The organism is Paucihalobacter ruber, assembly GCF_006494535.1.
Classification (GTDB): domain Bacteria; phylum Bacteroidota; class Bacteroidia; order Flavobacteriales; family Flavobacteriaceae; genus Paucihalobacter; species Paucihalobacter ruber.
Genome location: NZ_VHIQ01000001.1, coordinates 708,125 through 723,667 on the forward strand (window position 1 = coordinate 708,125; position 15,543 = coordinate 723,667).

The 15,543-nt window shown below is 35.7% G+C and carries 10 protein-coding genes; 5 read left to right on the top strand and 5 right to left on the bottom strand.

Features of this window, described 5'->3' with window-relative positions; genetic code table 11:
* Positions 1 to 6 precede the first annotated feature (6 nt).
* On the bottom strand, positions 7 to 2,661 hold the full coding sequence (locus tag FJ651_RS03095) for a T9SS-dependent M36 family metallopeptidase (RefSeq protein ID WP_140988929.1): 2,655 nt from the start codon (positions 2,659 to 2,661) through the stop codon (positions 7 to 9).
* Positions 2,662 to 2,772: 111 nt separating this feature from the next.
* Here FJ651_RS03095 and FJ651_RS03100 point away from each other — a divergent pair, with 111 nt between their 5' ends.
* Positions 2,773 to 4,548 (top strand): 1-deoxy-D-xylulose-5-phosphate synthase, encoded by a 1,776-nt coding sequence (locus FJ651_RS03100; RefSeq protein WP_140988930.1) that lies wholly within the window; start codon positions 2,773 to 2,775, stop codon positions 4,546 to 4,548.
* Here the strand turns inward: FJ651_RS03100 and FJ651_RS15685 are convergent.
* Both FJ651_RS15685 and dgt read right to left on the bottom strand, forming a co-directional pair.
* On the bottom strand, positions 4,538 to 4,705 hold the full coding sequence (locus FJ651_RS15685; protein ID WP_216746064.1) for a hypothetical protein: 168 nt from the start codon (positions 4,703 to 4,705) through the stop codon (positions 4,538 to 4,540). The genes FJ651_RS03100 and FJ651_RS15685 overlap by 11 nt on opposite strands.
* A gap of 105 nt (positions 4,706 to 4,810) precedes the next feature.
* The gene (gene dgt, locus FJ651_RS03105) at positions 4,811 to 6,157 is read right to left on the bottom strand and encodes a dGTP triphosphohydrolase (RefSeq protein ID WP_140988931.1); all 1,347 of its coding nucleotides are present in this window, start codon (positions 6,155 to 6,157) and stop codon (positions 4,811 to 4,813) included.
* Positions 6,158 to 6,348: 191 nt separating this feature from the next.
* On the opposite strand from dgt, the gene FJ651_RS03110 reads away from it, so the two are divergent.
* Both FJ651_RS03110 and FJ651_RS03115 read left to right on the top strand, forming a co-directional pair.
* Entirely contained in the window at positions 6,349 to 7,596 is a 1,248-nt protein-coding gene (locus FJ651_RS03110; protein ID WP_140988932.1) for a hypothetical protein, read from the top strand.
* A 90-nt stretch (positions 7,597 to 7,686) separates the two neighbouring features.
* Positions 7,687 to 10,509: a TonB-dependent receptor gene (locus FJ651_RS03115; RefSeq protein ID WP_140988933.1), complete on the top strand. Its 2,823-nt coding sequence runs from the start codon at positions 7,687 to 7,689 to the stop codon at positions 10,507 to 10,509.
* 74 nt (positions 10,510 to 10,583) lie between these two features.
* On the opposite strand, the gene FJ651_RS03120 is transcribed toward FJ651_RS03115, so the two are convergent.
* Positions 10,584 to 10,943: a toxin-antitoxin system YwqK family antitoxin gene (locus FJ651_RS03120; protein WP_140988934.1), complete on the bottom strand. Its 360-nt coding sequence runs from the start codon at positions 10,941 to 10,943 to the stop codon at positions 10,584 to 10,586.
* 266 nt (positions 10,944 to 11,209) lie between these two features.
* Between FJ651_RS03120 and FJ651_RS03125 the strand changes: the two genes are divergently transcribed.
* Positions 11,210 to 13,453, top strand: coding sequence for an inorganic phosphate transporter (locus FJ651_RS03125; RefSeq protein ID WP_140988935.1), 2,244 nt, complete (start codon positions 11,210 to 11,212; stop codon positions 13,451 to 13,453).
* Positions 13,454 to 13,455: 2 nt separating this feature from the next.
* Here the strand turns inward: FJ651_RS03125 and FJ651_RS03130 are convergent, their stop codons facing one another.
* Positions 13,456 to 14,580 (bottom strand): hypothetical protein, encoded by a 1,125-nt coding sequence (locus tag FJ651_RS03130; RefSeq protein ID WP_140988936.1) that lies wholly within the window; start codon positions 14,578 to 14,580, stop codon positions 13,456 to 13,458.
* A 136-nt stretch (positions 14,581 to 14,716) separates the two neighbouring features.
* On the opposite strand from FJ651_RS03130, the gene FJ651_RS03135 reads away from it, so the two are divergent.
* The gene (locus FJ651_RS03135; RefSeq protein ID WP_140988937.1) at positions 14,717 to 15,472 is read left to right on the top strand and encodes a DUF6503 family protein; all 756 of its coding nucleotides are present in this window, start codon (positions 14,717 to 14,719) and stop codon (positions 15,470 to 15,472) included.
* Positions 15,473 to 15,543 lie beyond the last annotated feature (71 nt).

Below are 15,543 nucleotides of genomic sequence, written 5' to 3' on the forward strand. Positions count from 1 at the left end.
GTAAAATTACTGTTTTATTATTTTTTCAGAATAAGTAAAGTTATCATTTGCAATTGAAATAATGTACATGCCAGGTTGTAAATGGCTCAAATCAATAGTGATACTATTCTCAAAAATGTTTGATTGCTTTTTTATAATTCGACCGTTTAAATCGTACAAACTAATGGTAGCATTGCTCAGCACATTTACACCACTAATCGTTAAATCTCCTGAAGTTGGATTTGGATAAATTTCAATAGACCGTTTTAAGATATCAGAGGTACTTAATGAGTTACAACTCGCCAAGGATTCAAGACTTGAAGGCGGCAAAGAAAAATCCTGAACCTGATCATCTCTTTCGGTTGAAAGACCTTGTGTTGCGTTAAAACCTAGACCTCTTTGTGCAAAAACCTCCCATATCATACATTGATCTTCTCCTCCGGTTAAAGCCAAATCGGCTGCTAAAAGCGCATCGCGACCATCAATAAATCCTGGCTGGCAAGGCTGGAGTTTTAATCCGTCTAGAACCAACTGCATTACTTTATTATTTCCACCGTTGCCATTATATAAATCAGAATCAAAACCATATTTATCGATATAAGCCCAAGTTAAATCCCATAACATTGTAGCCCAAACAAAACCAACACCATGAGGGATGCTTAATGATGGATTATTGGTGGCATTGTAAGTAAAGCCGTTTACACCAGTGTCGGTAGAATATCTGGCCGGTCTAATGCCACTGCCGTTGATGTCTTGGCCTATCGAGTAAGTAGCAATACCTCTACCAGTCTGAGGTATATCGCTTGCTTTCATGGTTACCATTAGTCCAAACCAATCAGACCAGCCTTCGCCCATTTGTTCATCGTTAAACAGGCAATTAACGGTAGACGGACCGGCGGTAAGCCTGTTAGAAATACCATGACCATACTCATGTGCAATGATACCGTTATCAAAATCACCATCTTTTTGAAACGGCGGAGCAGCTACCAAAGACACATTAATATTTTGGCCATCAATCAAGGCATTGATGAGTTGTTCTCCTAATTCTTGATTAATCATAACTGATGGAATGTTAACCAAATTACCTGCAGCCCCTGGTCCCATTGTAATTGGTGCGTCGGGTACATTATTAACCATAATTACCGCAATAGCGCCTTCGTTTTGTGCAGCAAACACCTTAGCACCAAACTCACATGAGCCTCGTCTAATGACCGCTATTTTACCTTTGAGATCAGTTCCATTTAGAATAGCATCACATGCATCAAAAAAGTCGGTCGAGGCACCCGCGTTACTATCTATTACCAATGCAAGATCTGATGTTAAAGGATCTATAGATAAAGGATTTCCAAACGAAGCCGCTATTCCGGGATATTCTCCCACAAAACTACTGTTATTGATAATAAGCGGATTGCCTTGCGGCCCGGATGCTGACCATAAAAACATGGTCATTACAGGATTTTGACCATCTGGGGGTGTACCAAATGTGGCATTATTTAATCCGCTGCCATCTTGAGCATCAGCATAAACAAAGTCATTTTCAATACCACCACGACCGTAGTTATTTTGTTGAAAATTTCCGCTTTCCTCATCAAAACCGTAGTGGTAAAAAATGTCGTGCATCATGTTGTTGGTGTAAAACAAATTGGTGATGGCAGCATCTTCGTAAAAAGCCGGTGGCTGGTCAAGATTAAGTTCAAAATCAAAGTTTAAACTCGCTGTACCATCCGGTGAATAACCAATTTGATTGGTCCCGGCTCTGTCTTCCATAGCCCAGACATTATTACCACGTGTGATGGTGTGTTCTGTTCCGGGTATACCATCAGTATCATGCCAACCAAATGGTGATGCTAAACCACTGGCAGGCTCGATTACAATTTGTCTATTGCCGTGTATCGGACTTTCAATGGGTAATGCAAAAACGTTATATCGTGAATTATCGTTTGGTGAAAATGCTGAAGTTTTGCGCTCTAGATTAACCTCTTGAGTAATATGACTGGGAACATGCAAGTGTTCAAGGTGGTTATTATCTCCAAAATTACAAGTTAGAATATAGTCCTGAATGTCTACAATTTCACCTGTTACAGCATCAATTCTAACGGTCCACCAATTTTTACCCGAGACATCAAAAATGCTCAAATCCCAAACCAACCTTAATTCTGACTTACCTTTTGCAAAAAACATTAACTCAACCGGAATGTCAACTTGTGAAATATTTCCTTTAGTAAAAATATATTTATTATCACGAGTTTCTTTTGGCACTATATTTTCCAATAAGGATAATCCTAAGCTTTGAGAGACCTTTTCAATTGCTAGAAAAGGGGTTAATACAGGATTAATAGCATTTACCTTATTAGCTATATCAGGAATAAACCTGTTGGCATAATAAAAAACCTCATTATTCTTGATGGCCAAACTAGAAATTGCATTATAAATTTTAATACCGCGATAGCGCTGATTTAAATACAAATGGGTGATACCTGTACTTTTCGAAAAAACTTGATTTTGTATGACAAGATCTTCATAATCTAATTTTTGTACTTTGTATTTAATCAGGTTTTCATCAAAATAACTTGTAACCACAGATTCAAATGAAGATTGAGATAGTGACACCTGAGCATTGTTTAAATTAAAAACAAGACTGAACAGCACCAACAAACTAAGCGTTGGATAATTTAATTTCATAAGGTAATTTTTCGTTTTCACAATGCACCATTGGCACAACAATGAAGCAATTTACAAATATTTATAAAAATTGTGGTTTGTTATTTCTAATTTTACCAATTAAATCAACATATGACCTACAAATTTTTAAATAATATTAATTATCCAAAAGATTTAAAATCCCTTTCCGTAGCCAATCTTAAAGTCTTGGCAAGTGAGTTGAGACATTTCATCATTAATATTATTGCCACAAAAGAAGGTCATTTAGGAGCCAGCTTGGGTGTTACCGAGCTAAGTATTGCCTTACATTACGTTTTCAACACACCCGAAGATTTGTTGGTTTGGGATGTAGGTCATCAAGCGTATTGCCACAAAATACTAACAGGCCGAAAAGATATTTTTCCAACAAACCGACAGTTAAACGGGATTAGCGGATTTCCGAAACGGGATGAAAGCGAATTCGACACCTTTGGTGTTGGTCACTCATCAACAGCCATATCTGCCGCTTTAGGAATGGCTATTGCATCGCAATTAAAAGGCGAAGTTAAAAAGCAACATATTGCGGTTGTTGGCGATGCTTCTATTGCCAGTGGTATGGCATTTGAAGGTTTAAATCACGCCGGTGTAACCAATTCAAATTTACTGGTAATTTTAAATGATAATGCCATTGGAATAGATCCTAGCGTTGGCGCATTGAAACAATACCTCACCAATGTAAAACAAGGCATTAAAACCCAAGATAACATTTTTGAAGCGCTGAATTTTGATTACAGTGGACCCATTGACGGTCATGATTTAGACTTGTTAATTTTTGAACTATCAAGACTTAAAAATGTAAATGGCCCGAAACTTTTGCATGTCATCACCACCAAAGGCAAAGGTTTAAAACAAGCTGAAGAAGATCAGGTAAAATACCATGCTCCGGGAAAATTTAATGCCGAAACAGGAAACATAGAAGGCAAAACCAATGAAAATTTGCCGCCAAAATTTCAAGATGTATTTGGTTATACATTGGTAGAATTAGCAGAAAAAAACGATAAAATTATTGGAATTACCCCTGCAATGCCAACCGGAAGTTCTGTAAAATTTATGATGGAGGCGTTTCCAGAACGTGCATTTGATGTTGGTATAGCAGAGCAACACGCCGTAACCTTGGCTGCCGGCATGGCCACGCAAGGGTTGGTACCGTTTTGTAATATCTATTCAACTTTTTTGCAGCGGGCTTATGATCAGGTTATTCATGATGTAGCACTTCAAAAATTACCGGTCATATTTTGTTTAGACCGCGCCGGATTAGTTGGCGAAGATGGTGCTACACACCACGGCGTTTTTGATTTGGCTTACCTCAACTGTATCCCTAATATGATAATCATGGCGCCAAGAAACGAAATAGAATTACGCAACATTATGTACACAGCACAGCTTGGTTTAGATAGGCCCATTGCCATAAGGTATCCAAGAGGTCGCGGTTTTGTAACAGATTGGAAATGCCATTTTTCAAAAATACCTATCGGTACCGGCATTCAATTAAAAGAAGGTAATAAATTGGCGATTTTATCTTTAGGAACTACCGCTCACGACGTTGAAAAAGCCATAAACAAGTGTGGTTCTCCAGAAGACATCGCACATTTTGATATGCGCTTTATGAAGCCATTAGACCAACACCAACTTCACCATATTTGCAAAAAATATCAGGATATCATTACAATTGAAGACGGTTGTTTAACAGGGGGTTTTGGAAGTTTAATTAAAACCTTCGCCTTAGACAACAAGTATAATGTTAACATTATTAGCATGGGAATTCCGGATGAGTTTATTGAGCACGGTAAAGTCGAAGAACTTAAAGCAATCGTTGCGATAAATCCTGAATCAATTACTGAAATGATTAATAAATTACTTAATCATTAGAATCTAAAGTTGCCATTTCAGATTGTTGACCGTGTTGAAAAACTTTAGCGTTCTGGGGATTTCGAGGTTGGCCATTACGTGTAATGTCATCAATCATTAAAAACAATGCTACTGTAATGAAAATAATAACAAAGGCGCCTAAAATGTTCTTTTTCATGTTGGCTAGATTTGAGGTTAATGGTCAAATATAAAATTTGATTCGCTAAAATACAAATTTTATCGATGAAATGCATATTTAAGTGAATTTTCAGTCAAAATATAATTAAAGTATAATATCTCCGCTAAGTCTTCTGTATGCTAAAATAGCGTTGGTATCAGACAATTTCGAGATGTAACTGCAAACACTCATTAAATTAAAATAAAAATCATCGTCTTTAAATTGAACATGTTCAGGCAGACTTTTAAAAACAAGGTTATCGTAACTAGTGGAATTGGCTTTCATTTTATTTTCAACAGATGCTGTATAAATATCTAATAAACCATTTAAAACTTTATAACCAGCCAATTCCTTGTTGACAACCTCTTTAGATTGGTAAATATTAGATACACTAATATTAATAATATCTGTTATTTGCGCCAGATATTTGCTGTAATCTAGAAGCGACTTTGGTAATTCACCTTCAAGAATGCTTGGCTCATGCTTCATAAATAATTCGGCACATTCGTTTATTAGGGTGTTGATGGCCAAAGCTCTTAAATAACTTACGCGGTCTTGAACCGTTTTTAGTACAGCATACTTTTGCTTGTTGATAGAATCCCGCACCAAATTGATTAAATATTCAAGTGCGTACTCTTCCTGAATTAATCCCAGATTAATTCCATCTTCAAAATCTATAATGGTGTAACAAATATCATCGGCAGCTTCGACCAAATAGGCCAGCGGATGCCTGCAATAACTTAGATCGTTTGATGTGGTTCTGCTCACTAGCCCAAGTTCCTCAGTAAGTTCTTTAAAATTGTTTATTTCAGACTGAAACACTCCAAATTTTTTATCGCAAATATGTTTGGTGGGTTTCATGGGGAGCGATTCTTTCGGGTATTTAATAAAGGCGCCCAAAGTGGCATAACTCAGTCTTAAACCGCCGTCTCTACCTGCTCTGCTTTCGGTTAAAATTTTAAATCCGTTGGCATTGCCTTCAAAAGTGCATAAATCCTGAAATTGTTTTGCGGTGAGATTATTTTTAAATCGGTTACCATTGCCAGACTTAAAAAATTCGCCAATGGCTTTTTCACCCGAGTGACCAAATGGCGGGTTACCAATATCGTGTGCCAAAGCAGCAGTTGCCACGATGGCCCCAAAATCATTTACCTCATAACCGTGTATTTCCTTTAAATAAGGATATTTATATAGGATTTGTTGACCCACTTTTCGACCTAAAGAACGCGCCACCACACTAACTTCTAAACTGTGGGTTAGCCTTGTGTGCACAAAATCTGTTTTAGACATAGGTATCACCTGAGTTTTATCCTGCAGGCTTCTAAATTCTTTTGAAAAAACAATTCTGTCGTAATCAACTTCAAAACCCAGACGCGTTTCGTCTTGCTCTTTTCTCAGGCGTTTGTGTGTGTCTCCAAATCGTTTTAACGAAAGTAACTGCTCCCAAATCATAGTGTAAGTCTTAGTTGCGGCAAGATACTATTTTCAATGTTAAATTAATGTTTAGTTCCAGAAGAAAAATAAGGGTTTAGTTAACCTTATAATAACCTTTTTCTTACCGAGGTTTAACCGCCAGTTAACGCTCACTTTACAGTTTAGGAGTTTCTTTGCCACATTAATTTAAATGAACAAAATCAAACAAAATGAAAACAATTAAAAACTTTTTTTTCTTCTTAACGGTGTCATTATTTGCATTTAATTGCAGTAGTGATGATGATAATAACGACAATGGCGGCGGTGGCGGTGGTGGCACTGATCCACAGTTGGTTCAAAAATTTGGCGCTATCACTACTAATGAAAGATGGACTGCAGACAATATTTATGTATTAAATGGAAAAGTAGTAGTGGACGAAGGTGTAACTCTTACTATCGATGCCGGTACAATTATTAAAGGTGCACAAGGTCAAGGGTCTTTAGCCTCTGCTTTAGTGGTTGACCAAGGTGGTAAAGTTGAAGCCAATGGAACAGCTCAAGCACCAATTATCATGACTTCTACTTTAGATCAAATTCAACCTGGCCAAATTAACTCACCTAATTTAACCATCAACGATACAGGTTTATGGGGTGGTTTAATTATATTAGGTCGTGCTCCAATTTCTGTGAGTGGAGATGTTGAGCAAGCTCAAATTGAAGGGATTCCTGCAACAGATCCATTTGGTCAATATGGTGGTACTATTGCAAATGATAACTCAGGAATTTATAGATATATTTCAGTAAGACATGGTGGTATCACCATCGGTAATGATAACGAAATTAATGGTATCACAATGGGCGGTGTTGGTTCACAAACCATCATGGAAAACTTGGAAGTTGTCGCTAATCAAGATGACGGTTTTGAGTGGTTTGGTGGTACTGTTAACGGTAGTAATTTAATTACATATGGTCACGGTGATGATGGTTTTGATGCTGATCAAGCTTGGTCAGGTACTGTAACTAATGGTTTAGTAATTCAAACTGCTGAATCTGGTAGTGCTTTAGAATTAGATGGTCCTGAAGGATCTGCCGCTACTGAAGCTGGTTATACATTTAACAACATTACTTTAATTGGTGCGCCTTCAACAAATGCTTTTATTGCTGATTGTAGAGATGGTTTAATAGTCAATTTAAATAATGTACTAGTATACAACTTTGGTGCAGGATCAAAAGTTAGAATTTCAGGAGCTGATTCTCAAACTGAATTGGCAAATGACAGAATAGCTTTCTCTAACTGGCAAGTAGTATTACCAAACGGTGTTGCCATTGGTGACTTAATTACCGGTGCATTGCCTGGTGACGAAGTAAAATTCACAAATAATGCCTCAAGTATCGCTAATTCGGGAGCTGCCACTGTAGGTGCAAATGTTTCTGTATTTAATGCTTGGACCTTTGCCGATGTAAACGGTGCCTTTTAAATTCTTTTAAAAACATTATAATAAAATGTCCATTGCTTAGGCTTTGGACATTTTATTCTTTTTAAAACCTAACACTAATTAACGCACACAATGTTAAGATATTTAGTTTCAGTAGTTGTTTTTTGTACAACTTTTTTATTCGCTCAAGCGCAAACCGGAAAAGTAACCGGAAAGATTTTAGATGGAGAATTTAATGATGTACTGGCTTTTGCCAACGTACTGGTAAAAGATACTAGTAAGGGTACAACCTCAGATTTTGACGGTATTTACTCTTTAAATTTAGAACCTGGAATTTATACCCTTATATTTTCATTTGTTGGTTATGAAACAAAAGCCATTACAGATGTTGAGATCAAAGCAAATGCTGTTGTAGAGATTAATGTAACTTTAAGACCTTCGTCCGCAACTTTAGATGAAGTGGTTATCACTACATCGGCAAGAAGAAATACTGAAGAAGCAGTGCTTAATCTACAGCGAAACTCTGCAGTACTTTTAGACGGTTTATCTATTGAAAGTATTAAAAAAGCAGGTGCTGGTGATATCGCTTCGGCTATTAGAACCGTTCCGGGGGTTTCAGTACAAGGCGGTAAATTTGTTTATGTAAGAGGTCTTGGAGACAGATACACTAAATCTATTTTAAATGGTATGGATATTCCGGGATTAGACCCTGATAAAAACACCGTGCAAATGGATATCTTTCCAACCAACATTTTAGAAAATATTATTGTTGTAAAATCTGCCTCTGCCGATTTACCGGCTGATTTTACCGGTGGTGTGGTTGATATCATCACTAAAGATTTCCCTTCACAAAAAACCATGAGTGTTTCTTTTTCAGGTGGTTTTAACCCTGATATGAATTTTAATTCTAATTATGTTGGCTATCAAGGTGGCGGAACTGACTTCCTAGGTTTTGACGATGGCAACAGAAAATTACCAATTTCACCTAATACAGTAATTCCAAATCCGGCTTCAGCCGACAATAGTTCACTTGAAGGTATTACTAGATCATTCAACAGAACCCTAGCCACAGAACGCCAAACCAGTATGCCAAATTTTAGTATGGGCTTTAATTATGGTAACCAATTTGAAGTAGCCGGGAATAAGCTAGGTTTAATAGCTTCTGTTGATTATAAGAATGAGACATTGTATTATGAAGGTTTTGAAAACGGTATTTATCAAAAAAATGAAGATCGTGATATTTTTGATTTAAGATTTGACAGAAGACAATTTGGAGATTTAGGCCAAAACAATGTCTTATTAAGTGGTTTAGCCGGCTTGTCATACAAAACCAATAAGGCCAAATATAATTTTAACGTGCTACATATTCAAAACGGTGAAAGTCAGGCAGCATTATTTAACCAAAGAACTGAAATTTCGAATGACATTGATGTTAACCGAGATAACTTAGAATATTATGAGCGTTCTATTACCAACATCTTGTTGGCAGGAAAGCATACCAGTGAGAAAAGTGACTTTACCACGGAATGGAAGGTTTCCCCAACTTTTACCAGCGTTAACGATAAAGATATTAGGTTAACTACTTTTATTTTAAATCCTGATGGAACTACCAATATAAGTTCTGATGCAGGTTTTCCTCAGCGACTTTGGAGAGAGTTACAAGAAGTAAATCTAGTAGGTAAGGTTGATTTTACCAAAAAGTACAATTTTTTAGATAATAAAGCCTCTTTGAAATTCGGAGCACTGGGCAGTTACAAACAGCGTAATTATGATATCTTTAGTTATGAGGTTGCCTTTAGAAACGTGAACACCACATCGTTTAACGGTGATCCCGATGCCATTCTTGCTCCCGATAATATTTGGACGCCACAAACCAACTCAGGCGCATTTATCAGAGGAAACTTTGAACCGGCCAACTCTTTCGAATCGAATCAAAATACAGCGGCCTTATATGTTTCTAACGAATTTAAACTAGCAAACAAAATAAGAGCTATCATAGGTTTAAGAGCCGAGTATTTTACAACATTTTTCACAGGTCAGAATAATGCAGGAACTCAGGTTTTTGACAATGAGCAAACTATTGATGTGTTAGATTTATTCCCATCGGCAAACTTCATTTATGAAGTAAATGAAAAGTCTAACGTAAGAGCCTCCTACTATCGTACCACGGCCAGACCAAGTTTTAAAGAATTATCTGTGGTTCAAATACCCGATTTATTAACAGGAATTATTTTCTTAGGTAATATTGAATTGCAACCATCATATATTAATAACTTCGATTTAAGATACGAATTCTTTGGTGAAAAAGCGCAAATGTTTGCCGTAAGTGCTTTCTACAAACAATTCAACGATCCTATTGAACTTGTGGCCTTTTCATTTGTGGCTCCAAACCAATTCACGCCGAGAAATTCTAACGAAGCCACAGTAATTGGTGTTGAGTTCGAAGGGAGAAAAAACTTCAACTTTATAGCTGAAAGTTTAAAAGATCTAAGTTTAAATGTCAATGTGTCTTTAATTCAGTCTGAAATTGAAATGCCAAAAGGTCCAGGACAAGAATTTGAATCCAGACAGCAATTTGCAAGAAACGGCGAAGTAATAGACGATACAAGACAACTTCAAGGGCAATCTCCATTTTTAGTGAATGTTGGTTTAAATTATAACAACACAAATTTAGGATTGGAAACCGGTATGTTCTTTAACGTACAGGGAAAAACTTTAGAAGTTGTTGGTTTTGGTAGAAACCCTGATGTATTTACAGTACCGTTTAACAGTTTAAACTTTAACTTCTCTAAGACCTTTGGACAAGATCAAAGATCAAAAGTTAGCTTTAGAGCTGAAAACATTTTAGGTGCTGAACGTATTAGTCGCTACGAGTCTTTTGGTGGTGCCAGAGAAAACTTCTCTTTTAGAGCGCCCGGTACTACTTTTACTCTTGGTTATTCATTGAATTTTTAATTCTTAAGTTATATCAACAAAAAAGCGCTATGACAGCAAAGTCATAGCGCTTTTTTTATTTAATTAATAACAGATTAATCTCTTGTTACCAAAGCTCTTTCGTTAGACCATTCTACAACACTTACAATCGCATTGGTGCTGTAATCTACTTCTTTTAGGGTTCCATCGGTCCAGAAAAACCATTTTCCGGTTTTGTTTCCGTTTTCGTATTTTGCCACGGCAGTTTTTTTGCCTTTAACATCATAACTATACCAATTACCCTGTAACTTCCCGTCTAAAGTGTAAAAACCTGTTTGACTAATCTGTCCGTTATCATGAAACATGGTAACCTTTATTAAATTGTTCTCTACTTCGTATACATTTTTCTTCACTTCTTGCGAAAATAAGGCCGCTGAACAAATAAGCGCTACAATTAAAATGAGTAATTTTTTCATAATACAACAGATTTGGTTAATAATTACTTTACAAACATACAAAATATTTTACATATAATATACATTTTGGTAACATTAATTTAACATTAAAACATTAATCAACTGTTTTAAAGTGCTTTATTATTATTTTAAACATTGAATTTAGTTCTAAAATTTAGCATAATTAGGCTTTAAATCTGTAAGGTATTATGTAATTTTACTTATTATCCCTTTGGAAGGATTTGTCAGGTTTTAAAAATATGATTTATTGCTTATCAGCTAATTAAATGGATGGTTTTTACCTTATATTAATTACAATTATACTCCTTCTCGCAGTAATCGACCTTATTGTAGGGGTAAGTAATGATGCCGTTAACTTCTTAAACTCGGCAATTGGCTCTAAAGCTTTTCCGGTAAAAACTATTTTGATTGTGGCAAGTTGCGGACTGGCCTTAGGCGCTGTATTTTCGTCAGGACTCATGGAAGTTGCACGGGTCGGTATTTTTCAACCACAATTGTTTAGCTTTCAAGAAATTATTATATTATTTATATCTGTAATGATTACCGATATTTTACTTATTAATTTTTTTAATACGCTGGGAATACCAACCTCTACAACTGTTTCAATTATATTTTGCTTGTTAGGTGCCTCAGTTAGCACGGGGCTTTTACAACTGTATAATCAAGGAAATGATTTTAATTTAATTGGCAACTACATCAATATTTCTAAAGTATTATTAATTATTGAAGGCATCTTTTTAAGTATCATCATTGCTTTTACCGTTGGTGCCGTAGTTCAATTTATTTCGAGACTCGTTTTTACCTTTCAATACCATTCTATTTCAAATTTTACGACATCACTTTTTACGGGTTTTGCCCAAACTTGTATTGGTATTTTTGTGATTCTAAAGGGCTTTGGCACCACTATTTTAAAAGACACCTATCTGTCTGTATGGATAACCGACCACCTCATAATAACATTTGCTGTCTTGTTGATTTTCTTTTGTGGTTTATCGTTTTTGCTAAGTTCATATTACAAGAAAAATATGCTTAAAGCCACGGTTTTATTAGGCCTTTTTGGATTGGCCTTATCGTTTGCCGGCAATGATTTGGTAAATTTTATAGGCGTTCCTATTGCGGCGCTTCAATCTTTTGAATTATGGCAGGGCAGTAATTTAAGTGCCGAATCGTTTAATATGGTTGGACTTGCTAATACCGTTCAAACACCCTACTATTTACTTGTTATTGCCGGTGCCATTATGGTAGGAACGCTATGGCTATCTAAACGCGTTTTCTTAGTAACCGAAACCGAAATCAATCTGGCGCGTCAAGATGCAGGTTTTGAAAGATTTAAACCACATGCGCTATCCAGAGCGATTGTAAAATTTGGCATAGCTATTGGCTATGCCGGTAATATGTTATTACCTGAAAAGGTAACAGCATCTATCAATAGTAAATTTCAAAAACCCGAAGTCCTCACCGCTAAATTTAATGCTCCTTCTTTTGATTTGGTAAGAGCTACTGTTAACCTAATGGTAGCAAGTATTCTAATTTCATTTGCAACATCCATAAAAATTCCATTATCAACTACTTATGTTACCTTTATGGTTGCCATGGGAACAGCACTTGCAGACCGTGCCTGGAACAGCGAAAGCGCCGTTTACAGAGTTGCCGGTGTGTTGAACGTTTTAGCTAGCTGGATCATGACTTCGCTTATGGCATTTTTACTGTCAGGTCTATCGGTGGTACTCATATTTTATGGTGGAATTACGGCAGTTTTAGTATTCTTACTGTTTTTAGGTTTTATTCTTTTTAAAAGTGCTATTAATCATCGTAAACGCGTAGCAAAATTGACGGCGAAAAAGAAGTTTAAACCCGAAGAACTTGAAAACATCCATATCATCACCACCAAATATTCAACAAACATTAGTGATGTTTTTAACAGGTTACAGTTACTGTATAGTGATTCTATCAAAAATCTGGGATTGCTTAATGCTATTCAATTAAGACAAAACAAAAAGGAGGTTAATGATATCCTGTCTGAAATTAACATGCTTAAAGAAATTATCTTTTACCAGGTAAACATCCAAGAGAAAAGTAGTGCAGCAGCCAATAAATTTTATATTTTAACACTTGACGATTTGGAAGCTGTTGCATTGGCAATGTCACAAATAATTAACAACAGCTATGATCACGTTAAAAACAATCATAAAAAACTAACCTTTAACCAAATAAGAGGCTTAAAGTCTATCGATATTAAAACCAAAGAGGTCTTCCCGAAAATAAACCACAGTTTTCAAAATTTAGATTTTTCAAATCTCAAAAGTGTTATTAAATCATTGGTAGTTATTCAAACCGAAATTGAACAATTATTAGACCAGCAAATTTCGCGCGTTAGCGTTAAGGACAATAGCTCAAAAAATATGCGTCTTTATTTTGAGTTATTAAAAAAATCAAGCGACATGGTTGATTCCCTGAAGATCATACTAATTCGTTATAAAGAGTTTAACGACACCCCAATTGATGAATAGCCTTAAAAGATATTGGTAATATAATTCCATATTTCAGATCTCACTCCTTTATTTGCTCCCGAAGCCAGTGCAATAGAAATAAATAACCCAATCATGGCATAACTAAAATCTTTAGCAACCATCTTCACCGCCTTTACTTTATGACGTGTACCTACTTTTTGTCTTATCAAACTTACGGCAATTTCTCTACCGCCTATAATTCCTAAAAACACCCAGGTGGTACTCATCGGTACAGTACTGATGAATAATTTATAAATTAATAAAATTACATAAGAAAAATCAACCAATGTGGCCGCACGCACGTCAGATATTCTAACCTTTTCACTAACAATTTCCTGAATTTTATCACCTCTAAGAAAAAATAACAAGCCCATTCCCGCAAAAATGGTAACCGCAAATATTAAAAATTGAAAGGGTGTTTGTTGTCTTGGTAAAAATACGGCTATGTTGGCGCCGTCCTGCATAATCCATACCGCCCACAAAGAACCACTAACTGCCCATTGCACAACCGTCCAGGCTATATGTGTTTTTCTACTCCTAAAATATTTTCTGATGATATTATATGAAAAATACCAGATGGCAAATGACAAAACAAAAGCCATCACATAACCCGACCAGCTCTTTACAACAATTGAAGAAATACCGCTGGTATCTGCACTAAAAACACTTAGTAACAAAAAAGTAGTGCTTACAGGCATTTTTAACCGTGTTAAAATAATCAACACGAGTGGCGCTATGATCTGGAAAAAACTAAAATTCTCTGGATGAGGGTACTTGGTAACGCCATCATCATCTAATAACCTTTGATAGGTTACATCACCATTAAAATAAAACCAGCTAAAGGTAACTACCGCTAAAAAGATACCTCCGGTAAACAACCACAAAATCCACCATTTGCGCTGTTTATTACTTTCAATAAATGTTCCTAAAGATTGAATACTGTCGTTGGAAACAGCTGCATAAGCCGCAAAAAAGAAACCAACCCACATGGCAGATTGGCCAAAATTTACCGAGACAATTGACAGGATAATCCCTAAAATAACTATTAACAGGAAAACCTTTTCCTGGACCAAATAATCTAAAACGTTAAGATAAGGCCTGTTTCTGTTAGGAAGTTGTTGCTTCATTTAGTTGGTAAAAGTATTACAAACATAATACAGGTTGCAATAATAAAGCTATTCTAAATTAAATTTTTACTTTTAATGTTGTGTTATTGTTAATTTTTTTAAGTTAACAGGCATTAATTAATCTAATATTTAAAATATGTCTCAATCAAAATGTATTCTCAAATGTAAGCTCGTCTTGTTATTTTCATTGTTGTTTTGGATAATCTCTCTAAACCCATCAAACGCACAAAATATTAACGCAGAGCAACTCATTAAAGCAAGTATTAACTATCACGACCCTGAGTTAAACTGGAAAACTTTTAAAGATACACTTATTGTTGAAATGACCACCCCAAATCAAACTCCCAGAGTTAGCAAAGTTCATATCAACAACCTCAATAACGACTTTTATTTGAAAGTTGAAAAAGATGGCAATAATTTTAGTTACAACATAGCATCGAATAAGTGTGACATGACACTTAATGGAAATTCTAATTTTAATGAAAGTGACGCTAAAAAGTTTAATCTTAACTGCGATCGCGGCAACATGCTCAAGAATTATTACACTTACTTATATGGTATGCCCATGAAGATTCTTGATCCGGGTGCTATTATATCGAATAAGGTTGAAAGGAAATCATTCCACGGTAAAGATTATCTGGTAATTATAGTGAGCTATTCTCCAGAAGTAGGCAGCGATATTTGGTTTTTTTACTTTAACCCGAAAAATTATGCGCTTGAAGCTTATCAGTTTTTTAAAAGTGATGACAACGGTAAGATAATTACTGATACCGGCGAATACATTTTATTTGAAGGCGAAACAATTATCAATGATATTAAATTACCAAAAATTAGAAAATGGTACTACAATAAAAACAATCAATACCTTGGTACAGATACCCTGACGAATTAGTTCAATAAAATGCTATTCAACAACAGTTTATAAGTACTTCATAAATATAAATTAGGGTAACAATTTAAAGC

Excerpts from the sequence above, each read along its gene's own strand:
- FJ651_RS03110 (WP_140988932.1), top strand. The coding sequence starts at position 6,349 with ATGAAAACAATTAAAAACTTTTTTTTCTTCTTAACGGTGTCATTATTT.
- FJ651_RS03100 (WP_140988930.1), top strand. The coding sequence starts at position 2,773 with ATGACCTACAAATTTTTAAATAATATTAATTATCCAAAAGATTTAAAA.
- FJ651_RS03130 (WP_140988936.1), bottom strand. The coding sequence starts at position 14,580 with ATGAAGCAACAACTTCCTAACAGAAACAGGCCTTATCTTAACGTTTTA.
- FJ651_RS03135 (WP_140988937.1), top strand. The coding sequence starts at position 14,717 with ATGTCTCAATCAAAATGTATTCTCAAATGTAAGCTCGTCTTGTTATTT.
- FJ651_RS03095 (WP_140988929.1), bottom strand. The coding sequence starts at position 2,661 with ATGAAATTAAATTATCCAACGCTTAGTTTGTTGGTGCTGTTCAGTCTT.
- FJ651_RS15685 (WP_216746064.1), bottom strand. The coding sequence starts at position 4,705 with ATGAAAAAGAACATTTTAGGCGCCTTTGTTATTATTTTCATTACAGTA.
- FJ651_RS03125 (WP_140988935.1), top strand. The coding sequence starts at position 11,210 with ATGGATGGTTTTTACCTTATATTAATTACAATTATACTCCTTCTCGCA.
- FJ651_RS03115 (WP_140988933.1), top strand. The coding sequence starts at position 7,687 with ATGTTAAGATATTTAGTTTCAGTAGTTGTTTTTTGTACAACTTTTTTA.
- dgt (WP_140988931.1), bottom strand. The coding sequence starts at position 6,157 with ATGATTTGGGAGCAGTTACTTTCGTTAAAACGATTTGGAGACACACAC.
- FJ651_RS03120 (WP_140988934.1), bottom strand. The coding sequence starts at position 10,943 with ATGAAAAAATTACTCATTTTAATTGTAGCGCTTATTTGTTCAGCGGCC.